The following is a 22,431-nucleotide window of genomic DNA, read 5'->3' on the forward strand; positions in this document are numbered from 1 at the left end:
CCAACTCCACCTCCTCGATCTCCTCGATACCGACATCGGACAAACCCGCTGGCCACAGACCTGAAACGGTGACCCGCGAAGTCCGGGTCTAGGCTTTGGCGGTTGCGCCGCCCGAAGGGCTGGGACGGGATGACGGAGTACCGGCCCGCGATCTGTGCTCCTCTCGTGCCCTGGAACAGGGTGCTGGTCTCGACTTCGAGCCCGGCCAGTACGAACGTCGCCGCGATCCGCTCGGACAGGTACTTGAGCTGGTCAGATGCCTCGGCTCCGTAGCGGGTGGTCAGGTCAAGATTGTGGATCTCGTCGACCAGAACCAGGGTGGTGCCGAGCTGGGCGAGCAGGTCGCAGACTGCGTTGGTGATCTGGACTTGGCTCATGCGGTGGAGCAGAGGGACACCGAGGAACCGGGCGAACTCCCCGGCGAGCATCTTCGGAGTCGCGGCCGGTGGGACCGTGACGAAGATGACCGGCAGCTGTCCGGTGGCGGCGGGGTTGCGGCGCCGGGTGAGCTGTTCGACGTTTTTGCCGAGCTGAGTGATCGCGGTGGTCTTGCCGGTGCCGGCCGAGCCGGACACGATCAGCCCGCGGCGGGCGGAGACCTGGTGCCGGTTGAGCACGATCCGTTTGCGGCCGGTGGTGACGACCTTGCGGATCGTGGGGGTGGCGACGATGACGGAACTGGAGTGGTAGTCCTTCCGGGCTTCCTGGTAGGAGTCCAGTTCCTCCGCGTCCAGCTTGGAGCCCGGCGCCAGTGGCGGCGGAGGCTCGGGGCGTTCCTCGACGAAGGCCCGCCAGCCTTCCTTCGTGGTCAGCGTTGCGTACGGGTTGCCGATGTCCGGCGGCAGTTCCTCGGTCACAAGCGGCTCCCGTCGGTGAAGGCATCGAAGACGCCGAAGGGGATGACGTTCGACGGTGTATACGCCGCGGCTTCTTCCTCGTCCCACTCGTCTGCCTCGTCGATCTCCGACGCCGGGGCAGCCAGCGTCGCAAGGGGCCTGGGAGGCTCCAGGGCCGCCCGGGTGCGGGCCGCAACACGGCGATCCGGCCCGGACTCCGCCCGGACCAGGAGCTGCTTGACTGCGGCCGCGACGGTGGCTTGGTCGGTTTCGTCCTGGCCTCGCAGCGCGAGTAGGTCACGGGCCCGGCGCCAGGTGAAGTCCGCGAACGGCGCGGAGATCAGATGCCGGTGCGTCCAGGGAACGGTGATCCACTTGCCGGTGCGGGCATCGCGTACCGAGACCTGGGACAGGTCGTAGGGGTCGTAGTGGACCTCCCAGAGGCCGCCTTTCGCGTCCACTCCCGAAGGGCGGCGCTTCAGCGGGGCCAACTCCGGGCAGTTGTAGGTGCGATGGTCGATGCGGATTCCATAGGCATTCACCGACCGCCAGACCGCTGGCAGCAGTTCGAGGTAGTCGAGACCGCTCAGCGGCAGCGGGACGTAGCCGGTGCGGGCCACGAGCAGCGCGTACGCGTCGTTGGGTGACATCGACCGGCCGGGAAGGAACGGACTACGAAGCCCGTCGTGCGGCCGCTGCTGCCAGCAGGCCACGATCCATTCCTGAAGAAGGTCATCGAGTTCCGCGAGCGTCCATACCGCCTCGACACCCGCGCCGCGGCGGTCCGTGTTGGAGCCGGTGTAGCCGGAAACATGCTGGCAGAGCAGGGTGTTGATGGACGAAAAGGTCCGCTCCACGATGGCCTTGTCCGTCGGAGTGGCGGGCCGCGAGGGCTGGACGGAGACGCCCAGCGACCGGCAAGCCGCGATGAAAGTGTCGGAGACGAACACTTTGCCGTGATCGATTCCGATGGTTTCCGGGACGATCACCGGTTTCGCGGCGGCCTGCTCCAGCCGGGCGTCGATGTCCAGCAGCCGGGCGTGCGGGATCAGCGTCGCCGGCAGGGCCAGGGCCTCCGGCCAGCCCGGCCGCAGCGGCTCGGGGACCAGCATCTTCGCCAGCAGCAGCGACGCATCGACCGCCTTGGTGCCTGCCGGCCGCAGCACCGCCGCGCAGATCGTCCGGGTCGCCACGTCGACGGCGATGGTCAGTTCCGGACGACCGCTCACCCCGTCCTCCAGGATCACCAGCACGTCCAGCGGAGTCGTGTCGATCTGCACCAACTCACCCGGCCGGCAGGCCGCGGACGGCGTGAACATCCCCTCGGGCCGCCGAGCTTGGGAGCGGCGGGAAGCAGCCGAACCGAAGGCGTGCGTGCCCACGCTCACTGCCTCGACAAGCCGATAGAACGTCGTCTTCGACGGCATCGGCACTACCCCGGCCCCGTGCTGCTCGGCCAGCAGTGCCTCGACCCGGCGCCGCACCCGGCCTCGTGTCCCAGTCGACTCGTTCAGCTGGCTGGCCAGCACCTCCGCGACGGCTGAAACCACCCGCTCATCAGTCCGGCCCGTCGGCGAGGACAGACGGGTCTTGCGGTGATCGACCAGTCCCCAGACCCCTTGATCCCGGTAGCGGGCCCGCATCCTCTCGACCGTCCGCGCGCTCACCGTCCAGCCCAGGGCACGCAACTCGGTGGCCTTCGCGGCGATCCGCTCCTCCAAGGTATGCAGGGCCGGGTCGTACTCCGGCCGCGGCCCCGCCCCGGCTCCGATACCGCTTTGCCGCCCGGACTCCAGCTCCAGTAGATGCCGTTCCCAGGCGGTGGCCTTCTCCGCCTCCTGCGGCGGAACGGTGTCCAGCAACGCGAAGGGTGCCACTACCGGTGACCCGTCCCCCTGACCAAGGAACTCGAAGCCTTCGGCGGCCAGTAGGTGGGGCAGCAACACCAGGCTCGCCCGCCCGGCCTCGTCGGCCAGCCGCACCAGCGTCCCGGACAACCCGACCACGGTGTGCAGCCGCTCGTCGAGCCGGACCTGGTCGCCGACGCGCAGCGCCGCCCGTCCGCTCACCACGTCTCCACCCGCGACACCAGCGTCGTGTCCGTCAGCGGCTTCGACAGGTCCGCCCGGAGTCGCCCCGCCCAGAGCAGATGGAACACCGCTGGTAACACCGCAATCGGATCACCCAACAGCGACGCCTGCCCCACCAACGGTGAGGGCACCGAGAACACCGCCATCAGCCGCTCGGCCATCCCCGCGGTGGTCGCATGCCGAGGGTGCCGATACCCCGCCAGCCAGCGGACATTGGCCATACGGACCGGGTCCACCATCCCGACCACCCGATAGCCCCAGCCCGCCGCCTCACAAGCCAGCCGCGTCACCGCGAACTTGGCCGCCGATCGCTCGTCCACCCGGTCCAGAGGCCGGCAGTCCACCAGCAACCCCCGGCCGTCCTCGAATCGTGCGAAGTAGTCCGGCGCGTGGGAGATTGCCCGGTCCTTGTCGTTCTGCCAGAACAGCCATAGCGGCTGCGACAGCAGTCCAGTCACCTCGGGCGTGAAGTCCAGCAGCATCGCGTGATCCCGCTCCAGCCACGACTCGAACCCCACGTGCCCGCCCGTCGTGGCAGACCAGTACAGGCCCGGGAAGTTCCGCTGACCGCGGTATGAAGGGAAGCCACGTACTGGCAGTCCCGTCTCGAACTCGACCTCCTCCGCCTCACTCAGCGGTCGGCGGTGTTCACCTCTGGCATCCCGCCAACCGACCTCGAATCCGCCCACGTCCAGCGGTGCCGTATCACTCGTCCCGCCCAACCCCATGGACTTCACTGTCCAGAATCAATGGGAATCCACCAGAAGATTTGGGCTGAAACCCCTCATGTGAGTGATGCTGCGAGCCAGCTCAGTCAGAGTCTTCATGATCACTGGCGACATCGTCTGAGGCGGGTCGAAGCCTGCGACGCGCCGCGTCCAGGCGTTCGCCATAGTCCGCTGCGAAGATCCCAGGCAGGGACTTGTCGAGCGTTCCGGCCAGCCTATGAATGGGCGCCCAGACCGCCTCGTCGTCGACGAGACGGCTGAGGTTCGTCATCTGCACTCGCTCCAGCCAGTCCGACAGGACCAGCGCTTCATCAGAGGTGAGCTTGATGATGATCTCCGTGTTCTCCACTGCTCGAACATAGTTCGCCGACCCTGCGGTGTCAGAGGTGCCTGGCACAGTGCCGCCGTGGACATCGATTCCTTCTGGAAGCTCATCGAAGAGTGCCGACGGCAGACGCGGGGCCGGGACGAACGGCTGACGTGGTTGCGTGACGAGTTGTCGCGGAGGCCGCTGACAGAGATCGTGCAGTTCCAGGTTCGCCTGGACGAAGTGACGCGTGAAGCCTTCACCTGGGATCTCTGGGCTGCTGCGGAGCGGATCTTCGGCGGCTGGTGTTCGGACGACGGATTCTGCTACTTCGGCCTGTGGATGGTGGGGATCGGTCGGGAAGCCTTCGCGCGGGCAGTGATCGATCCCGACGCTCTGGCCGACACCCCAGAGGTTCAGTGCCTGGTGGGTCGCCCTCGGGAGCTCTGGAACGACGACTGGCCGGAGTGGGAGTCTCTCGACTACGTCGCCATGGAGGCGTATGGACTACTCACCCGCGCGGACGACGACTGCGGCGACGCATTCTATGAAGCCGTCGAAGCCGAGCAGGGCGCTGTAGGCGGCAATCCAGGGCCGCGCGGCGAGCAGTGGGACGTGCGATGCGAAGACGAGTCGAAGCGCAAACTGCCGAGACTGAGCGCGATGTTTCCCCTCCGGCCACTGGTCCGGTAGACGCGAAAGCGCGAGGGATCAGGCCGAGGCTTCGGGGATGTCGACAGACAGGCGATGCCACGCGTGGCCGCAGCCGCCGGAGCAGAAGCGCTCTCGTCGGCGTTCGTCGGCGACGGCCAGCACCGCGATCAGTAGCCGGAATGACTTGAGGCGCTCGTCGTGCGGGGTGAGACTGGCGATCTTTCCGAGTTGCTGGTCGATCCGCCCTCGTGTGATCAGAACCGCCGGTGTGTGCGTGGCGCGAAGTCCGGCGCGTCGGATACTTTCCGGGCCGTCCTCGGTGGTGGCGCGGGCCTGAATACAGAAATGTGACAGGAGACGCAGGGTGTTGGACTGCTCCTCAGTCGAGAGGCCCTCGAACCACTCGATGCCCTGTGGCATCGGCCGAAGCTCCTGGGCGAGCTCGTTGAGAATGATGTACGAATCAGCCATTCTCACGCCCCCGTTGCGCTCGATTCACAGACTTTCTCGGTGTGATCCAAGCAGACCATCGGGCGCCTAGAAAGGCAGTTCGTCGGCTTCCAACGGCTCTGAGTATCCACGTACCCAGTGGCCGGGGAGGGTGGCGCAGAGCGACTCCAGGTCGGCGAGCGTACTTCCCCGAACGTGCAGCCAACTGTGGTCACTCAGTCCGTCGAGCCGCAAGAGCTTCCCCGGCGCGGAATACCAGCACACGGGTGACTCTTCCTTCCCCGTCCACATCGGGTACTCGGGAAACTCCACCGGCGCGAACCGGCTCGGCAGCTCTCGAATCAGGCTGGCGGGAAGTTCGCAGGCGTTGTAGAGCCGTCCTTCGCTGCCAAGCAGCGTCTCGCTGAGTACGAGCTCGACACAGGCCAGGGAGACCCGCTCCAGGTAGCGGACCCAACCATCCCGTGACTGGACGAACACCGGCGGATCGTCCTGACCGAGGTCCCGCAGCCGCACTCCCCAGAAAGCGCATCCCTGGTTCTCGCTGCGGAAGACGAGCACTCCACCGAACTCGTCGTGTACGAAGAGCTCGGAAGGGCGCAGCAGCGGGTCCTGGTTCCCGGTGAGGTCGTGACGCGTGCCGAGAAGCGAATACCCCTCGCGCAACGCGGTCGGCAGCGCGAGCCCCAGCATCTCCTCGGCTCGCTTCAGCTCCTCCGCTCGCGTACCCGCGCCGTCGGCGAGCGGCTCCGCCCACGCTGCGGCAAAGTCCCGAACGAAGGCCCAGGCTCCCGCCCTGTCGGGTATCCCGCCGCGCAGAGCGTGAGCCACATCGAACGCGTCAACCATGCGGTGGACCGTACAGGCCGGCCAGCTTCGCCGGGACTCCGCCATGTCGTTTGCCAGAACCACTGGGACTCGCCACATCTGCTGAGAACGGACAGTTATCGCTGCGAGTCACAGCAAGTGAGACGGAGCGAGCTAGTTGTCGTCAACCGTCCACCCTGACCAGGGGGTTTCTGGGCCGCTGAGCACGACAACTGTCGTCAGATTCGCATCGTTCCTGGCGTGCCCCGCGCATTTTGCAGGCAAGTTGTCGCCAACTCCGAAGATCACCGACTCCCGGGAAGGGGGTGCCGTTTGTCCGGGTACATGACTGATCTACAAGGCGTCACCGCCCCGCACGCCGGGGATGGCACGTCGTACAGCGCCGGGCCGGTGTGGTCTCACCGGTGTAGGTGGGAGGACCTGCTCATACCGGTCTCGGTGGACGCCGGTCGGGCTGGCCTGGATGTGTCGGACGGCTGGACGGACCGGTGGACGGCGACGTGGAAGTACGCCGGGGACGACGTGACGGGTCCGGTACGGCATCTGGGGCACGCGCCGGTGGCGGACCGCCGGCCGATGCGGGGGTTCACCTGGCGGCGCGATCAGCGGCACCGGCCTGGTCTGGAATCGCTGCTGGCGACGGGGCGTCTTCACGGTTTCGAGAGTTTGGAGGAGGACCAGCTGCTGGTGGCCCTGGACTTCGCCGGTGATCTGGTCGAGGTGCTGTCGCAGCCGCTGTGTATCCGGTTCCGCACGCGGGAGAAGTGGCGCAGGCACACGCCGGATTTCCTTGTGGTCTCGCGGGCGGGGGTCTGGCTGGTCGATGTGCGTCCGAGACCGCTGATCGAGCCGGAGGATCTTGAGAGCTTCGCCGCGGCGGCGGAGGTGGCGTTGGTCTGTGGCTGGCACTACGTGGTGGCGGCCGAGTGGCGTCCTCATGTGAAGTCCACGCTCGACGCGATGTATGGACGGCGCCGTCCGCTCCGTGACGTGCTCGGTGTCCAGCCGGGCCTGCTCGCACATGCCCAAAAGGGGCTGCCGTTCGGGGAGTTGGCCCTGACGGAGACGTACTGGCCGGTGGCTCGCGCTCACCTGCTGCACCTGTTGTGGCACCGCCGCGTCGGTGTCGATCTCTCGCAGCCGCTGACGGACCGCTCACGAGTGGTGCTGGCGGGAGGTGCCGCGTGAACGCGTTGGCCACGCTTGATCTCTCCCCCGGAGCCGGCGTCGTGCTGGACGACGTGGAGTGGCGGGTCGAGCGGCAGGAACCGCATCTGGGCCGGGTGCAGCTGGTGCGGCCGGACGGTGGCAGGCAGCAGGTGACCTTCCGCTTCCTGGTCAACCATCCGAGGTGCCGTCCGTCGTCGCGCACGGCCGCGGAGGGGGTCAACCGGGGGCGTCAGCCGGCGTCGTGGAGTGACGTCAAGCCGGAGAAGCGCCCGCTGGTGGAACAGCGTTTCGAGCATCTCATGGAGGTGAAGTACGGCTACCGCAGCGGCGATCTGATGCGGCCAGCGCCGGGTGAACCGCGACCCGAGTACGACCCGGACCGAACAACGCTGACCGCGCGTCGGGAAGCGAAGGCCGTCGAGCTGGCGGCCCTGCGCCCCCAGGAGGCCAAGATGCTGCTGGGTGTCGCCCGTGTCGGAGTGCGCACGCTGGAGCGGTGGGAACGCCGGCGCAGGAAGTACGGGATGGTCGGCTGCGCCGATCACCGCTGGCTGCGGGAGAGCGGGGGCCATCCCAGCGTCGGTGAGGAGGTCCGCGAGGCGATCCTGGCGGTCAGGGAGGAGACGCGCCACCACCGCTCCCGCGTGAGTGGACGCACCCGCGAGAACATGATCCACCGCTACCTCCGGGAGACCTTTCCGGAGGAGGAGATCGAGATCCCGAGCTACCACACGCTGCTTCGGATCTGGAAGGAGTGGTTCGGTCCGGGCGGTGCCCGTCCGCGCTATGACCGGTCGGCCGAACTGCCCGCCAAGAACGGGCACGTGGTGGTGACCCGGCCCGGACAGGTCGTCGCCCTGGACACCACGATCTTGCCGGTGATGGTCCGCGAGAACGTCTTCGGCGATCCGGTGACCGTTCATCTCACGCTGGCTCTGGACGTCTACACCCATTCGATCTGCGCGTTCCGGCTGACTCTGGTGTCGGACTCCTCGGTGGACGTGGCGATGGTGCTGCGGGACGTCATGCTGCCGCTGCCGATGCGGGCTGAATGGGACGACGAGATGGAGTGGCCCTATCCGGGCCTGCCGGCCGCGGTGGTCGCGGAGTTCGCCGGGCACAAGGTCGCTGCCCTGCCGTTCTTCACCCCGGAGACGGTCACCTCCGACCACGGTTCCGTCTATCGCAACCACCATCTCGTGGATGTCCAGGAGGCGATGGGCTGCCGGATTCTGCCGGCTCGCGTCCTGCGGCCCACCGACAAACAGGCGGTGGAACGTGCGTTCGGTAGTTCTCGTTCGCTGCTGTTCGAGAAGCTGGCCGGCTACACGGGAGTCGACGTTGCCGATCGCGGCGCCGACCCGGAAGGCGACGCGGTGCTGACCATGAGCGAGATGGAGCACCTGATCGCGACCTGGGTCGTGAAAGTGTGGCAAAACCGCAGGCTGGGGGAGTTCGCGCCCTTCTGGGACCCGGGCGGCGATCACAGCCCCAACAGCCTGTTCGCGGCCTCCTTCGCTCAGGAGGGCTTCGCGATGGACATCCCGTCGCCGGATCTGTACTACCGCTTCCTGCCCGAGCACCACGTGAAGCGCATCTACCGGCGGGGCGTGAAGATCAAGGGACTTTGGTACGACGCCGAGATCCTGCGCGACCCTGACCGGCACTCCACGCGGGGCGGCCGATACAAGCAGACGTGGGTCATCCACCGTGAACCCCGTGACCGGCGCGTGGTGTTCTTCCAGGACCCTGAATCGCACGAGTGGCACACCCTGCGCTGGACGGGCCTGCCGTCCGAAAACGACGTTCCCGCCTTCGGGGACGCCCGTGTCGAAGAACTCCTCACACGCGTACGCGAGGCCGGGCTGAAGCCGCGCTCCGACACCGATCTCCTCCCGGTTCTCCTGGAGATGATCGGAGCCGTCGATCCCGTCGCGGGCTGGCCGTCGCAGATGACCAAGTCCCAGCGGATCCAGCAGGCCCGGGAGATCGAGCAGGCCCGCGCGGCTGCCGCAGACCGTCCGCAGGCCCCGAAGGAGCCGGGCGAGGAAGCACCCCAGGCAGCCGTCGGTACACCGGCAGCGGGTTCGTGGCAGGAGCGGGCCCAGCAGGCCGCCAGGAGCCTGGACTCCCACCGGCGCCGACGGCGTGAGGAAGTCCTGTCTTCCTCGCCTTCCTTGGCAGAGCCGGCACCGCTCGGCACCAGGCGCCGGGGCCGCAATCTGTTCCTCCTGGCGGACGACGAAGGCGACGACCGGACCGAAAGCCCAGAGCACCCCGACTCGCAGACGACGGACGAGGAGTGAGATGAGCGACCACGGCATGCCCGCGGCGGACAACCCCGTCCCGTTCCTGCGCTTCGGCCCCAGGCCGGACCGGACCACCTACGAGGGCTGGCAGGAGTTCCGCAAGACCCGGGACCTGTTCGTGCCGGTCAAGAAGATCACCTTGGCCGAGTACCGGCTGATGAGCCCGCGCAAGAAGTCGCTGCACGACCTGCACCGGGCCGCCACCCACGTCAACATGCAGCTGCTGGAGACACCGATGAGCGTGGCGGTCACCGATCTGATGCGCTCGCGCATCCAGAACAACGCCATGCGTTTCGGTCCCGGCACTCTCGACGGGCTGATGATCAACGGCGGTGGCTACCAGGGCAAGACGGAGACCGCCTGCCGGACTGCCGCCGAGTTCGAAGACGACTGGAGGAAGCTCTTCGATCAGTACCGATCCCACTACGTGGATGCGATGCCCGGAACCCGGGACCTGATTGCACCGATCGCCTACTGCCAGACACCGGTAAAGGCCACCCCGATCGCTTTGTGCGAGGCGATCCTCGACTTCTACGGCGCCCCCTACGGCAAGAACCTGCGCGGCATGATCCGCAACGTCCGCGAATCGATCAAGGCGCACGCCACCACCGTCCTGATGATCGACGACATCACCCGGCTCAAGATGCACCGCGAGGACGACCAGGACACCCTGGACCTCATCCGCGGCCTCATGGACTTGGACGTCACGCTTGTCCTCATCGGCGTGAACATCCCCCGCTCCGGGCTGCTCAGGGAGGGCTGGCACGATCCGCGCACCAAGCAGTGGGTCTACGCGCCCCTGACGAGGGGCAAGAGCTACAACCCCGATGCCTCCACCCAGACCGAGCGCCGCTTCGACCTGATCAACCTCGACCCCTTCGACTACAGCACCGACGCTGGCACCGAGGCGTTCATCGAGCACCTCGTCGGCATCGAGAACCAGATACGGCTCTTTCACGCAGGCCCAGGCACGTTGTCCGAGGGCAACATGCCCGAGTACCTCCGGCGCCGCACCCACGGCATCGTCGGGCTTCTCCGGCGTCTGATTGAAGACGGCCTGGTCAAGGCGATGGACAGTGGTCTGGAAGACCTGACCACCGACCTCCTCGACGATGTCCCCATCAACCTCGGCAACGTCCCGGGCAAGGGCAACGAGCGTGACGCCGAAGCCGGGGAGATCCCCGACGTCGACACCGCGCCCCAGCCGAAGCAAAAGCCCCGGCAGGCGCCCAAGAAGGGCCGCAATACCGTCTACGACGACCCCGGCACCCCTGCGGCGGTGGAAGCATGAACCGCCGCCCGCTCTCCCGCAGCCTGGTTCCGCTCGATGACGAGTCGCTGGCAGGGTTCTTGCTGCGCTTGGCCAAGTACACCGGATGCTCGCCGGCCGTGATCGCCGATCGCATGGGCCTTGGCCAGTACTACCGGGCAGCCATGCCCGTCGGATCCCTGCTCACGCTCTCCTCCGAGCAACTCTCTGAATGCGCGCATGTCGCCCGCCTGTCCCATGCGGAGATGGAGGGCCTTCTCCTCGCTCCGCTGGGGCGGCGCTACGGCCCGCTCAACCACCAGCTCTGGCCCTGGTCCGGCCCTCAGCAACTCACCTACCTGAGGCGCTGGGTCTATCTCAGGAACACCCAGTTCTGCTCACGCTGCCTGACCTCGGACAACAGCGCTTTCGGGGTCCTGCTCGGCGGTTCGTGGAAGAGGCGCTGGCACCTTGCCGTCTCCTTCGCCTGCGTCGAGCACCGACGACTTCTCAAGCGGAACTGCCCCCGTTGCCAGCACCCCGCACAAGCCGCCCGATGGGGCATCATCGAGCACGCCGCCGAGGAAGATCTTCACCCCACGCAGTGCCGCGCTTCGATCCACTGGAAAACGAGCAGTAAGAGCGGGTCGATATGCGGCACCTACCTGACGGACGGCTCGAACAAATTCCCGATCTCCAGCGACCCCGGTACCAGAAACGAGCTTCTGGCCCTCCAAGGACGTATCGACACCCTCCTGTCCATCAACGGACCTGACACAGCGGCCAGTTGCGGACAGCCAGTCCCCGTCGCCCAGTACTTCCTGGACCTGCGCGCCGTCGCCGCGCTGATCTTCATCTCCTGGCCCCAGGCCCGACCCTCGGCCGCCACCCCAACCCTGGCCAGGGCCATCGGCGGAGAAGCCACCCGCCGCCGCCAACGAGCCTCGGACACCCTCCGACGAGCCAAGAGCGCGCCCATAGGCGACATCTTCCTCGAACCCCCGACACGCCCTATGGCCACCGGGGCCGTCCTCAGCACCGCTGAACAACTCCTGAACGCCGCCTGCGACTCCGAGGGCCGAGCGGCACTCGCCGAGCTCTACCAGCAGTCGGAACAAACACGTCCCACCGTCAGCCGAAGAATCGCCGACACTCCCGGCATCTCCCCGGTTTTGCGTGACTCTCTCGGCCTGCCGGTCCGCCGCCTCGGCACCCGCCCACGCCGCCGGGCAACAGCACAGGAGGCGAAGTGAACCGCATACGGCCCCTGCCCCGCAGCCTCGACCCGCTGCCCGACGAGACCCTCACCGGATTCATCCTCCGTCTCGCCCACCGAACAGGCACCACACCCGGCGAGATCACCATCCGCACCGGCCTGGCACCCCACGACCGCCCCGGCCTGCCCACCCGCCTGCCACTCGGCTCCCTGCACCACCTCAACGATGAGCACGTCACCACCTTCGCCGACGTGACACACCTGACGCCCGGCGAAGTCACCGGACTCCTGCTCGCCCCGCTCGGAGACCGTTACGGACCACTGAACCCCGCGCTCACGCCACGCAGAACACCCGCGCGGATGATCTACGACAACCCATGGGTCCTGACCCGCTCCACCCGCTACTGCCCGAACTGCCTCGCCGGGGACGGAGACACCATCCAGGACATCCACGGCGGCGCCTGGCAACGCCTCTGGCGCCTCCCCGTGGTCTTCCTCTGCCTCCGCCACCAGCGCCTCCTCCAGCACGAGTGCACCGGCTGCGGAACACCCGTCCACTCCGTCCGAACAGCCAACGCCAACGCCATCGCGCGACTGTCCGACGACACGCTCCACCCCTGGCAGTGCCGCTTCCCGACCCGGCCGACACCACAGCACCAGCCCGAAACAGCCTGCGCCACCGACCTGACCCGCCTTGATCTGCCTTCCGCGGAACCCGACACCGTCACCATGACCGTGCTCCTACAACTCCAACAACAACTCGTGGACCTGGTCACAGCGGGCGGCCCCGAGACAGCCATGAGCGCGGGTGCACCGGTCCCCGCCGCCCACTACTTCGCCGACCTGCGCGCCACGGTCGCCATGGTCTTCCGAACCTGGCCCGTCGCCCGCGAGTACGCCGGCACACCCTGCCTGGCCGCCGCACTCGATGCCGAGTACGCCTCCCGCGCCGCCCAGGCCGAGCCCCTGCTCAACACCCCCGGCAAGAAGAAGACCTCCAAGCCCTACACCGCACCGCCCGCAGACTCACTGGCCGCCGGCGCCGTCCTGGACATCGCCTCCCAGCTCCTCCAGGCCCCCGACCCACACGAAGCGCGACAGCGTCTGGCCCCGCTTGTCCAGCACCTTCGCGACGCCGACCGTGCTCTCAGCACCTACCTCCGACGCCCCGCATGGATCTCGCAGCCTCTCCGGGCCGCCGTCAAGGACAACTGGCCCGCCGGAGAGGAACTCGCAGCATGACCACTCGCACCCGAGCGTCAGCTCGGCCACGGCAGCACGCTGAGCTCCGGCCACTCGTCCCTCCAACGCACTGCCTTGGCCTCATAGACCTCCCGCGGGGCAAGCACCGGGTTGGGTCGGACCACGAGGTTGAACACGTCGGACAGCCCGTGGGGCGCATAGACACGCCACTCACCGTCGGGCTCCAGGCGCACGCCGAGACAGCACGTCGTCGCAGCGAACGAGTCGATCGCGGCCTCGGTGGACTCGTGCGGCGGACAGGGCACGCCGAATTTCTGCTCGTACCAGAGATGCACACGGGCCTCGTTGCGGATCTCCACCTCGGCCGGCAGCCCGGCGAACACCTCCTGCCCCGCCTTGATCACGGCATCCTCCGCCTCCCAGGACAGATCGGTGCCGTCGAAGTAGAAGATGTCGTAGTCCCTAATGCCGCTGGTCGGGGGCCTGCCGGTGACCACGTTCCACACCGTCTGGAACAGGCAGCCCGCCGTCACATACCAACCGGGCAGCTCCAGCGTCGCCGCCCTGGTCATCACGTCGGCCAGAACCTCGTTCCGAGAGAGGACGGACCGCAAGCCATCGAGCTGCTCAACGAGCGGGAGTCGACCAAACATTCGTACTCCCTATCACGAACAGCCCCTCTCACAAGGCGCGTTGGTCGCAAGCAGGCATCCCAGCCTGAAAGGCGAGAGAGGTCAGGACTGCGCGCTCCGGAACGCGAGATACCGGCTGAAGGCTTCGTGGCTGTCGGGGGTGAAGCGCCACTCCGGCAGAGCCGAGCCGAGCTCCGGCTCGGTCAGCCAGCCATGCCAGGCGACCTCATTGGGATCGGGGACCACGGCGTCAGGCACCACGGCTTCGTGCACGCCGAGCCAGTGAGGGCTCAAGCCGCTGCGGTTGATGAACGTGAACAGCAGGCGTGGCAGCGCACGAATGCCCAGCTCTTCGGCCAGTTCCCGCGCGGCGGCCTGTTCATAGGACTCGCCGACATTTGCGGCGCCACCGACCTCGACCTCATAGAGCCCGGGGAAGCGCGATACCTGTTCCGACCGTCGGTGGACGAGGATCCGGCCACGATCATCACGACACACCGTCACGGCGACCCGATGCAGCCAACCCTCCCGGATGGCCTCCCGACGGCTGACCACCCCCAGCACGCGATCTTGACCGTCGACACGCTCCACCAATTCATCCACGACGCACACCCTGGCAGAGCCCACCGACAACGCTGCTTCCCGGCTGTCCCGTCTCGAAGGATCTGGTCTCCGTCTCAAGTGACCCGGTCTGATGGGTCGTTGATCTCAGTTGATCTGGTTCGTCCCCCTGATCACTGCACTACTCTGTCGAGCCATGAACGCGGACCGCTGGTTGGCAGACACCCGGACCTCCTACGACACGGTCGCGGCCAGCTATGCCGACCAACTACGCGAGGCTTTGGCCGGGGCGCCGTATCTTCGGGCGGCTCTGGCGCTATTCGCCGACTTGGTGCACGCCGCTGGCGGTGGGCCGGTGGCGGACGTGGGCTGCGGACCTGGACACGTCACCGCTCACCTGCACGAGCTGGGTGTGGACGCTTTCGGCATCGACCTTTCATCCGGGATGATCGACGTGGCTGGGCGCGACCACCCCCGCCTGCGGTTCGAGGTGGGCTCGATGACCGACCTCGACCTCGCCGATGCTTCAGTCGTCGGCCTGCTCGCATTTTGGTCGTTGATTCACGTCCCCGACGAAGCAGTGCCCACGGTCTTCGGCCACTTCCGGCGCGTGTTGCGTCCCGGCGGACCACTGCTGCTCGGCTTTCACGTCGGCGACGGGTCGAGGCTGAAGACGCAGGGCTACGGCGGCCACCCGATGAACGTGCACGTTCACCGCCGCCACCCTGACCAAGTGGCGGCATGGCTACGCGATGCCGGGTTCACCGTCGAGGCCCAAATGCTGATCGACCCCGACGAGAGCGTTCCAGGTGCGGTCCTCTTCGCACGCCGTCAGTCCTAGCCACGCCAGCGGTCCGGTTGTGGCCGACGGCACAGCGAAGTCGGACCACATCACTTGGGACAGCCTCTGGCATCCGCTCGCCCGGGACCACATCACTTGAGATTCCTGGCTTCCCCACATCTCAATTGAACTGGTCGCCGCAGGTCAGCGACCCGACTCGGAACCAGATCATTTGAGACCGGACACAGCCGACCCGCAGAAGTCGACCCGAGAGCACCTGCACCAGGGGACCGGACGCGGATGACGACAGATGTCCTGCAAATACGACACCTATCGTGCTCAGGCTCAGCAAGGCAGGCGGATGACGTGGAACACTTTTGCAAGCATGTGCTTGCAATAGTTAGCAAGGTGGGTGCAGTATCGAGGCATGGCATCACTCAACGTCGGCAATCTCGGCGAGTACCTGCGTGAGCAGCGGCGTACCGCGCAGCTCTCCCTGCGGCAGCTCGCCGACGCCGCCGGAGTGTCCAATCCGTATCTCAGCCAGATCGAACGCGGTCTGCGCAAGCCGAGCGCCGAGGTGCTGCAGCAGGTCGCGAAGGCCCTGCGGATCTCGGCCGAGACGCTCTACGTGCGGGCCGGGATCCTCGATGAGCGGGAGCGGGAGGAGCTGGAGACGCGGGCGGTCATACTGGCCGATCCGTCGATCAACGAGCGGCAGAAGAACGTGCTGCTGCAGATCTACGACTCCTTCCGCCGGGAGAACGGTTTCGATGTCGCGCCCGACACCGGCGCCGAGTTCCACGGTGCCGCCGAGGCGAAGAGCAGAATCGATGCCGACGCGGACAAGGGTGCCGGTGACGTGGCCGGTACCGGTCCGGATGCCCGCGGCCCCCGCACGGCCGGCGGCAGTGATGCAGACCCACCAGCGAACTGACTTCTGATGATCCGGGAGGACCACAGTCATGGCCATCACCGATGACCTGCGTAAGACCCTCACCGACCCCACCCCCCTCTACTTCGCCGCCGGTACGGCCGATCTCGCCGTGGAGCAGGCGCGCAAGGTCCCGGCTCTGATCGAGCAGCTGCGGGCCGAGGCGCCCGAGCGGATCGAGGCGGTGCGCAACACCGACCCGAAGGCCGTTCAGGAGCGGGTCACCACACAGGCCAAGGAGGCTCAGGCCACCGTGCAGGCGAAGGTGACCGAGGTCTTCGGCGCGCTGGACACCGACCTCAAGAAGTGGGGCGAGACCGCCCAGGACCTGGCCCTGCGCAGTGTGGGCGTGGCCGCCGAGTACGCGGTCCGCGCCCGGGAGACGTACGAGAAGGTCGCCGAGCGCGGCGAGCACAGCGTGCGGACCTGGCGCGGCGAGACGGCCGAGGAGATCGTCGAGATCGCCGCGGTGGTCGAGGCGGAGCCGAAGTCCGTGCCGAAGCAGAAGTCCGAGGCGGCGACGAAGCCGGTGGCCCCCGCGAAGCCGGTGTCCCCCGTCGCGAAGAAGCCCGCGCCGAAGGCCGCCGAGTCCAAGGCGGCACCCGCCGCGGCGAAGAAGACGTCGCCCGTGCGCAAGCCCGCGGCGAAGAAGACGACCCCGCCCTCCGCGAAGTAGGCGGGAGCGGTCCGAGGAGTACTGGAAGAGCGGGCCGGGCACTTTTGAGGGTGCCCGGGTCGTTGTCCCCATGCCTTGGCCGCGAGGCGCTCACCCACTGACTAGGCGGTGCTCACCGTGTTGCTCGAAGCATTCGGCTCGTTCCTGCAGCTGCTGTACCTGGCCATGGTCGTCCTGGCCGTGGTCGCGCTGGTCTTCGCCGTGACGGCGCGCGAGGACGCCTACCGGGCCGCGGACAAGCAGAAGAAGTCCTTCTGGCTGATCATCCTCGGGGTCACCGTCTTCGTGAACCTCGTCATCCCGATCCTGTTCCTGCAGATCGCGGGCGTCATCGCGTCCATCGTCTTCATGGTGGACGTGCGGCCGGCGATCAAGGCCGTATCGGGCGGCGGTGGCCGTCGCGGAGGCTCCAGCAGCGACGGACCGTACGGTCCCTACAACGGCGGGCGCTGAGCGTCGGCCGACTAAGCGGCGCAGGGGCGGGAGCGCGATGCGCTCCCGCCCCTGCGGCGTATCCGGGCCTCGTCGCGTTCCAGCAGCAGGACCGCCACGTCGTCGGTCAGCTCGCCGCCGTTCAGCTCCTGCACCTGGGTGACGGCGGCCTCCAGCAGGGCCTCGCCCCCGAGCCCCTGGTCCAGTCGGCCGTTGACCATCGCGACCATGCCGTCCTGACCCAGCCGCTGGGTCCCCTCCGGCCCGACGCGCCCCTCGATCAGCCCGTCGGTGTACATCATCAGGCTCCAGGAGCCGCCCAGCTCGACCTGCCGGCGCGGCCACCGGGCCTGCGGCAGCAGGCCGAGGGCGGGGCCGCCGTCCTCGTACGGGAGCAGGTGCGCCGCCCGCCCCTGGCGGGCGATCAGCGGTGCGGGGTGGCCCGCGATGCACAGGCCCGCGCGGCGGCCGTCCGGGGCGATGTCGACGGTGCAGAGCGTCGCGAAGATCTCCTCGCTCTGCCGTTCGTGCTCCAGCACCTGCTGCAGGGTGGACAGCAGGTCGTCGCCGCAGAGCCCGGCCAGCGTGAGCGCCCGCCAGGCGATACGCAGCTCCACGCCGAGCGCCGCCTCGTCCGGGCCGTGCCCGCAGACGTCGCCGATCATGGCGTGGACCGTGCCGTCGGGTGTGCGGACCGTGTCGTAGAAGTCCCCGCCGAGCAGCGCGCGGCTACGGCCCGGCCGGTAGTGGGCGGCGAAGGCCAGATCGGAGCCGTCGAGGAGCGGGGTGGGCAGCAGGCCGCGTTCCAGCCGGGCGTTCTCCTGGGCGCGCAGCCGGGATTCGGTCAGCTGGTGCTGTGCGATGTCCGCCCGCTTGCGCTCCACGGCGTACCGGATGGCGCGGCTGAGGAGGCGCCCGTCGAGCTCGCCGCGGAAGAGATAGTCCTGGGCCCCGACGCGTACGGCTTCGGCGGCCCGCTCGGCGTCGTCCTCCGCGGTGAGGGCGAGGACGGCGTGGCGCGGTGCGATGCGCAGGATGTGCTTGAGGGCGGCGAGCTCGTCCGGGTGGCCGGTCTCGTCGTCGGCGTCGTCGGCGTCGTCGGCGCGTGCGCCGGCGGGCAGGGCCGCCGCCTCCAGGTCGAGGTCGAGCAGGATGCAGTCGACGTCATCGGTGAGCAGCCGGCCGGCCTCGGTGAGGTTGCGGGCGGTGCGGACGCGGACCCGCGCTCCGGTGGTGGACGACGGCTCGGGGACGGCGAAGGTGCCCGCAGGGTCGTCCTCGATCACCAGAAGGGTGAGGTCGGCGCCATGAGCGGTCTCCGCAGCGGGAACAGCACGTTGCTGCGGTACGGGTACGGGCATCGGTTCGGGTTTCCTTCCCTCCCCCCGAGGGCGCGGCGGGACGACGATCGACGACCCGCCGACGGGACGATAGCGGTCCACAGCAGGGGAACGGAATGGCACCCGGCGAGCGTCCTGCGTCATATGCGCGGCCATAAGCCGCGTCCCACCACGGATCCGGCGCGACGGGCGCACAGGAAACGGACATGGGGTCATGACGAACATCACGCGTCCGACACGTGCCGCACACACTCACCGGGCCGTCCATCGGTGCGGGGTGCGGGGTGCGGGGTGCGGGGTGCGGGGTGCGGGGTGCGTGCGCGGGGGTGCCTATTTGTCCGGGCGGACCACGCCCAGGATCCGCATCGAGCCCGCGCCTGCCAGCGTGACGTGCCGGCCCGGCCGGGGCGCGTGCACGATCGAGCCGTCGCCGACGTACATCCCGACGTGGCTGGCGTCGCTGTGGTAGATGATCAGATCGCCGGGGCGCATGTCCTGGACGGGGATGCGGGGCAGCTGCCGCCACTGCTCCTGGGAGGTCCGGGGGATCGGCCGCTTCGCCGCCGCCCAGGCCTGTGAGGTCAGCCCCGAGCAGTCGTACGAACCGGGGCCCTCGGCCCCCCATACGTACGGCTTGCCCATCTGGGCGGTCGCGAAGGCCAACGCCTGCTTGCCGGCGGCGCTCGCCTCGCGGTTGATGTCCCGGAGCGCGCCGGAGGAGAGCCAGGCGGCCTGTGCCGTGGACGCGGCGTCCTTCTCCATCTGGAGGAGCCTGGCCTGCTCCTCCGTCGCCAGCTGCGATTCGAGCTTCTCCGCCGCCGCGATCTGCGCGTCGATGCTCTTCTTCGCCTTGGCCTGCTTGACGCGACCGGCCTCGATCTTCTTCCAGTTGAGGCCGGCGTCCTTCGTGTACGTCTCCAAGTCCTCCTGGGCCTGCTCCAGTTCGGTCAGCATGCCCTTGGTGGCCTGCTGGTCCTGCCTGACCTGGTTGACGCCGTCCATGAAGAGATCGGGATCGCCGCTCAGCATCAGCTGGGCTCCCGGGGGGAGCCCGCCGTTGCGGTACTGCTCGCGGGCCTGGGCGCCCGCCCTGTCCTTCAGCTCGGCGATCTTCGCCTGGCCGTCGGCGATCGTTTTGGTGAGCCGGGCGATCTCGCCGGACTGCTTCTTGGACTGCTCCTCGGCGAGGTTGTACGCGTCCGTGGCCGCCCCGGCCTTGCGGTAGAGGGTGTCGATCTCCTCGCGCACCTCCTCGAGGCTCTTCTTCGGGGGAGCGGGAGCGTCCGGTGCGGTGGCCGTCGGGGTGGGCTCGGGTATCGGAGCGGCCATGGCCTGGACCGGCGCGGTCAGCAGGGCCAGTGCGCAGACCAGAGTGATCGCGGCAGTGGCACAGTGGCGTCGGTTCACAAGCTCCCCCTCCGGGCGAAAGGCAACGAAAGCCATATCGCGCACATGTGACTGACCGTCAGTAACGTTTGTGTGACGACGCGATCGTGTCATGTCGTCCCGTAAAGCAACAGTGGTCCGCGTCAGCCTCCCGCCACACAGGGGACGAACGGTGATCCGCCGGTGTTCCCGGATCCGGTCACGTCCTGCCCGTCGGTCCCACCCGCCGGTCCTGCCCGTCGCCTTCCACCCGTCGCCTTCCACCCGTCGCCTTCCACTCGTCGCCTCCCGCCCTTCGCCTCCCGCCCGGTGGCGCTCAGACCGTGGCGGGCCGCAGCGCGGACCAGCGCACCGTGATCTCGCCCTGCCGCCACCGTCGTACGTCGTCCGTCAGAGGCCAGTCGGCGGAGACCGCCCGGACGGCCGCGATCCAGCGCTGGCGCGCGCCCAGCGACGCGTACGGGGAGGCCGTGGCCCAGGCCCGGTCGAGGTCCCGCAGGAAGGCGTGCACCGGTTCGCCCGGCACGTTGCGGTGGATCAGGGCCTTCGGGAGGCGCTCGGCGAGGTCCGAGGGACGCTCCAGCGAGCCGAGCCGGGTCGCGAAGGTCACCGTGCGCGGCCCCTCCGGGCCGAGTGCGACCCAGACGTGCCTGCGGCCGATCTCGTCGCAGGTGCCCTCGACCAGGAGCCCTCCGGGGGACAGCCGGGCGCACAGCCGCTGCCAGACCGCGGCGACCTCGCCCTCGTCGTACTGGCGCAGCACGTTGGCGGCCCGGATGAGCACCGGCCGGCCGGCGGTGGGGATCTCGAAACCGCCGTGCACGAAGGTGAGGCCCTCGCGCTCGTACGGCTGTGCCGCCGCGACCCGTGCGGGGTCGATCTCGACGCCCACGACGGCCGTGCGCGGCTCGGCGGTGCGCAGTCGCTCCAGGAGTTCGAGGGCGGTCCAGGGTGCGGCGCCGTAACCGAGGTCGACCGCGAGGGGCGAGTCGCTGCGGCGCAGGGCGGGGCCGTGGGTGGCGGCGATCCAGCGGTCCATGCGGCGCAGCCGGTTGGGGTTGGTGGTCCCGCGGGTCGCGGTGCCGATGGGGCGCTGGTGCATGAGGAGGAGCGTATGCGAAGCACCGGCAGGCTCACTCGGAGCGGGCAGGGGGCGCGGGGCACCCTCCGGCGCGCCGGAGGGGATCGCAATGTTTTGGCAAAGTGGAAATGAAAGGCTGAGTTCTGCTGTTCTGCCACTTCGAGGGCGCCCTGTGCCCGTACGTGTCATGCCCTGAGCGAGGAGGAGCGGACCCGTGAGCCAGTACGTCTCCCGGCTCGGCAGCAGCCGTGCGGCACCCCGTATCCGCTTCCCGGGCGGTTTCGCCGGAAACCGTAAGCCGCGCCGCGTCGCGATGCTCTCCGTGCACACCTCGCCGCTGCACCAGCCGGGCACCGGCGACGCGGGCGGTATGAACGTCTACATCGTGGAACTGGCCGAGCGTCTCGCCGCGATCGGCATCGAGGTCGAGATCTTCACCCGTGCCACCACCGGCGGGCTGCCCCCGGTGGTCGAACTGGCGCCGGGCGTCCTGGTCCGCCACGTCGACGCCGGGCCGTACGAGGGCCTCGCGAAGGAGGAGCTGCCCGCCCAGCTCTGTGCCTTCACCCACGGTGTGATGCAGGCCTGGGCAGGCCAGCGCCCCGGCTACTACGACCTGGTCCACTCCCACTACTGGCTCTCCGGCCAGGTCGGCTGGCTCGCCGCGCAGCGCTGGGGCGTCCCCCTCGTCCACGCCATGCACACCATGGCGAAGGTCAAGAACGCGGCGCTCGCCGAGGGCGACACCCCCGAGCCCGCCGCCCGCGTCATCGGCGAGACCCAGATCGTGCACGCCTCCGACCGGCTCATCGCGAACACCGCCGGGGAGGCCGACGAGCTCATCCACTTCTACGACGCGGACCCGGCATCGGTCGCCGTCGTGCACCCCGGGGTCAACCTGGAGCGTTTCCGCCCCGGCGACGGCCGTGCTGCCGCACGCGCCCGCCTCGGTCTGCCGCAGGACGCGCTGATCCCGCTGTTCGCCGGCCGCATCCAGCCGCTCAAGGCCCCGGACGTGCTGCTGCGCGCCGTCGCCGTCCTCCTGGACCGTGACCCCTCGCTGCGCTCACGCATCGTCGTACCCGTCGTCGGAGGCCCCAGCGGCAGCGGGCTCGCCAAGCCGGAGGGCCTGCAGAAACTGGCCGCGCGCCTGGGCATCTCCGACGTCGTACGCTTCCACCCGCCGGTCGGCCAGGACCAGCTCGCCGACTGGTTCCGGGCGGCGTCCGTGCTGGTCATGCCCTCGTACAGCGAGTCCTTCGGGCTCGTCGCCATAGAGGCCCAGGCGGCCGGCACACCCGTGGTCGCGGCAGCGGTGGGCGGCCTTCCGGTCGCCGTGCGGGACGGAGTCAGCGGCTTCCTGATCCCGGGCCACGCCCCGGAGGCGTACGCACAGGCGCTCGGCCGGTTCGCGGACAGCGCGGAGCTGACCGACCGGATGGGCGAGGCCGCTGCCGCACACGCCCAGTCGTTCGGCTGGGACACGGCGGCGTCGGCCACCGCCGATGTGTACACGGCGGCGATGCACGACCACCGGCGCCGCGCCAGCTCGCACCACGGCTGAGGAC

At 68.6% G+C, this 22,431-nt stretch carries 22 protein-coding genes; 11 read left to right on the forward strand and 11 right to left on the reverse strand.

Annotated features, from left to right (window positions below; translation table 11 throughout):
* The 4 genes from ACFYQ5_RS17480 to ACFYQ5_RS17495 form a co-directional block, all read right to left on the reverse strand.
* The coding region (locus tag ACFYQ5_RS17480) for an AAA family ATPase (protein WP_389198294.1) at positions 1–857 on the reverse strand (857 nt) is incomplete at its 3' end.
* Positions 854–2,908 (reverse strand): Mu transposase C-terminal domain-containing protein, encoded by a 2,055-nt coding sequence (locus ACFYQ5_RS17485; protein ID WP_389198296.1) that lies wholly within the window; start codon positions 2,906–2,908, stop codon positions 854–856. The genes ACFYQ5_RS17480 and ACFYQ5_RS17485, both read right to left, overlap by 4 nt.
* Positions 2,902–3,654 carry a TnsA-like heteromeric transposase endonuclease subunit gene (locus ACFYQ5_RS17490; protein WP_389198298.1) on the reverse strand — a complete coding sequence of 251 codons (753 nt, stop codon included), beginning with the start codon at positions 3,652–3,654 and terminating at the stop codon, positions 2,902–2,904. Before ACFYQ5_RS17490 ends, ACFYQ5_RS17485 begins: the two co-directional genes overlap by 7 nt.
* Before the next feature lie 82 nt (positions 3,655–3,736).
* A complete protein-coding gene (locus tag ACFYQ5_RS17495; RefSeq protein WP_389198300.1) occupies positions 3,737–4,003 on the reverse strand; it encodes a hypothetical protein in 267 nt (88 codons plus the stop codon).
* 57 nt (positions 4,004–4,060) lie between these two features.
* On the opposite strand from ACFYQ5_RS17495, the gene ACFYQ5_RS17500 reads away from it, so the two are divergent.
* A complete protein-coding gene (locus ACFYQ5_RS17500) occupies positions 4,061–4,654 on the forward strand; it encodes a DUF4240 domain-containing protein (protein ID WP_389198302.1) in 594 nt (197 codons plus the stop codon).
* An 18-nt stretch (positions 4,655–4,672) separates the two neighbouring features.
* Here ACFYQ5_RS17500 and ACFYQ5_RS17505 read toward each other — a convergent pair whose 3' ends face one another.
* Both ACFYQ5_RS17505 and ACFYQ5_RS17510 read right to left on the reverse strand, forming a co-directional pair.
* The gene (locus ACFYQ5_RS17505; protein ID WP_389198304.1) at positions 4,673–5,086 is read right to left on the reverse strand and encodes a DUF5958 family protein; all 414 of its coding nucleotides are present in this window, start codon (positions 5,084–5,086) and stop codon (positions 4,673–4,675) included.
* Positions 5,087–5,152: 66 nt separating this feature from the next.
* Positions 5,153–5,914: an SMI1/KNR4 family protein gene (locus tag ACFYQ5_RS17510; protein WP_389198305.1), complete on the reverse strand. Its 762-nt coding sequence runs from the start codon at positions 5,912–5,914 to the stop codon at positions 5,153–5,155.
* Between the two features lie 291 nt (positions 5,915–6,205).
* Here ACFYQ5_RS17510 and ACFYQ5_RS17515 point away from each other — a divergent pair, with 291 nt between their 5' ends.
* Genes ACFYQ5_RS17515 through ACFYQ5_RS17535 form a run of 5 tightly spaced genes read left to right on the forward strand, consistent with a single transcriptional unit; the run spans position 6,206 to position 13,079 of the window.
* Positions 6,206–7,081: a TnsA-like heteromeric transposase endonuclease subunit gene (locus tag ACFYQ5_RS17515; protein ID WP_389198307.1), complete on the forward strand. Its 876-nt coding sequence runs from the start codon at positions 6,206–6,208 to the stop codon at positions 7,079–7,081.
* The gene (locus ACFYQ5_RS17520) at positions 7,078–9,369 is read left to right on the forward strand and encodes a transposase (protein WP_389198309.1); all 2,292 of its coding nucleotides are present in this window, start codon (positions 7,078–7,080) and stop codon (positions 9,367–9,369) included. The genes ACFYQ5_RS17515 and ACFYQ5_RS17520 overlap by 4 nt, the downstream gene beginning before the upstream one ends.
* A gap of 1 nt (position 9,370) precedes the next feature.
* Positions 9,371–10,663: a TniB family NTP-binding protein gene (locus ACFYQ5_RS17525; protein WP_389198310.1), complete on the forward strand. Its 1,293-nt coding sequence runs from the start codon at positions 9,371–9,373 to the stop codon at positions 10,661–10,663.
* The gene (locus ACFYQ5_RS17530; RefSeq protein ID WP_389198312.1) at positions 10,660–11,874 is read left to right on the forward strand and encodes a TniQ family protein; all 1,215 of its coding nucleotides are present in this window, start codon (positions 10,660–10,662) and stop codon (positions 11,872–11,874) included. Before ACFYQ5_RS17525 ends, ACFYQ5_RS17530 begins: the two co-directional genes overlap by 4 nt.
* Positions 11,871–13,079 carry a TniQ family protein gene (locus ACFYQ5_RS17535; RefSeq protein WP_389198313.1) on the forward strand — a complete coding sequence of 403 codons (1,209 nt, stop codon included), beginning with the start codon at positions 11,871–11,873 and terminating at the stop codon, positions 13,077–13,079. The genes ACFYQ5_RS17530 and ACFYQ5_RS17535 overlap by 4 nt, the downstream gene beginning before the upstream one ends.
* A 17-nt stretch (positions 13,080–13,096) precedes the next feature.
* On the opposite strand, the gene ACFYQ5_RS17540 is transcribed toward ACFYQ5_RS17535, so the two are convergent.
* Positions 13,097–13,693, reverse strand: coding sequence for a nucleotidyltransferase family protein (locus ACFYQ5_RS17540; protein WP_389198314.1), 597 nt, complete (start codon positions 13,691–13,693; stop codon positions 13,097–13,099).
* Between the two features lie 81 nt (positions 13,694–13,774).
* The gene (locus ACFYQ5_RS17545; RefSeq protein ID WP_389198315.1) at positions 13,775–14,275 is read right to left on the reverse strand and encodes an NUDIX hydrolase; all 501 of its coding nucleotides are present in this window, start codon (positions 14,273–14,275) and stop codon (positions 13,775–13,777) included.
* 154 nt (positions 14,276–14,429) lie between these two features.
* Between ACFYQ5_RS17545 and ACFYQ5_RS17550 the strand changes: the two genes are divergently transcribed.
* The 4 genes from ACFYQ5_RS17550 (at position 14,430) to ACFYQ5_RS17565 (ending at position 17,077) form a co-directional block, all read left to right on the forward strand.
* Positions 14,430–15,074, forward strand: coding sequence for a class I SAM-dependent DNA methyltransferase (locus tag ACFYQ5_RS17550; RefSeq protein ID WP_389198317.1), 645 nt, complete (start codon positions 14,430–14,432; stop codon positions 15,072–15,074).
* Between the two features lie 367 nt (positions 15,075–15,441).
* Positions 15,442–15,951 carry a helix-turn-helix domain-containing protein gene (locus tag ACFYQ5_RS17555; RefSeq protein ID WP_389198319.1) on the forward strand — a complete coding sequence of 170 codons (510 nt, stop codon included), beginning with the start codon at positions 15,442–15,444 and terminating at the stop codon, positions 15,949–15,951.
* A 28-nt stretch (positions 15,952–15,979) separates the two neighbouring features.
* Complete coding sequence (locus tag ACFYQ5_RS17560; protein ID WP_389198320.1) at positions 15,980–16,624, forward strand: hypothetical protein; 645 nt, start codon at positions 15,980–15,982, stop codon at positions 16,622–16,624.
* A gap of 117 nt (positions 16,625–16,741) precedes the next feature.
* The gene (locus ACFYQ5_RS17565) at positions 16,742–17,077 is read left to right on the forward strand and encodes a DUF2516 family protein (protein ID WP_389198321.1); all 336 of its coding nucleotides are present in this window, start codon (positions 16,742–16,744) and stop codon (positions 17,075–17,077) included.
* An 11-nt stretch (positions 17,078–17,088) separates the two neighbouring features.
* On the opposite strand, the gene ACFYQ5_RS17570 is transcribed toward ACFYQ5_RS17565, so the two are convergent.
* The 3 genes from ACFYQ5_RS17570 to ACFYQ5_RS17580 form a co-directional block, all read right to left on the reverse strand.
* A complete protein-coding gene (locus ACFYQ5_RS17570) occupies positions 17,089–18,417 on the reverse strand; it encodes a PP2C family protein-serine/threonine phosphatase (protein WP_389198322.1) in 1,329 nt (442 codons plus the stop codon).
* A 309-nt stretch (positions 18,418–18,726) separates the two neighbouring features.
* Positions 18,727–19,803, reverse strand: coding sequence for an NlpC/P60 family protein (locus ACFYQ5_RS17575; RefSeq protein WP_389198324.1), 1,077 nt, complete (start codon positions 19,801–19,803; stop codon positions 18,727–18,729).
* A gap of 295 nt (positions 19,804–20,098) precedes the next feature.
* Positions 20,099–20,884, reverse strand: a complete 786-nt coding sequence (locus ACFYQ5_RS17580; protein ID WP_389198326.1) for a class I SAM-dependent methyltransferase — start codon at positions 20,882–20,884, stop codon at positions 20,099–20,101.
* Between the two features lie 193 nt (positions 20,885–21,077).
* Between ACFYQ5_RS17580 and mshA the strand changes: the two genes are divergently transcribed.
* Positions 21,078–22,427: a D-inositol-3-phosphate glycosyltransferase gene (gene mshA / locus ACFYQ5_RS17585; RefSeq protein WP_389198327.1), complete on the forward strand. Its 1,350-nt coding sequence runs from the start codon at positions 21,078–21,080 to the stop codon at positions 22,425–22,427.
* The last annotated feature ends 4 nt before the right edge of the window (positions 22,428–22,431 follow it).

The sequence above is a fragment of the Streptomyces sp. NPDC005794 genome (assembly GCF_042871445.1).
GTDB lineage: Bacteria > Actinomycetota > Actinomycetes > Streptomycetales > Streptomycetaceae > Streptomyces.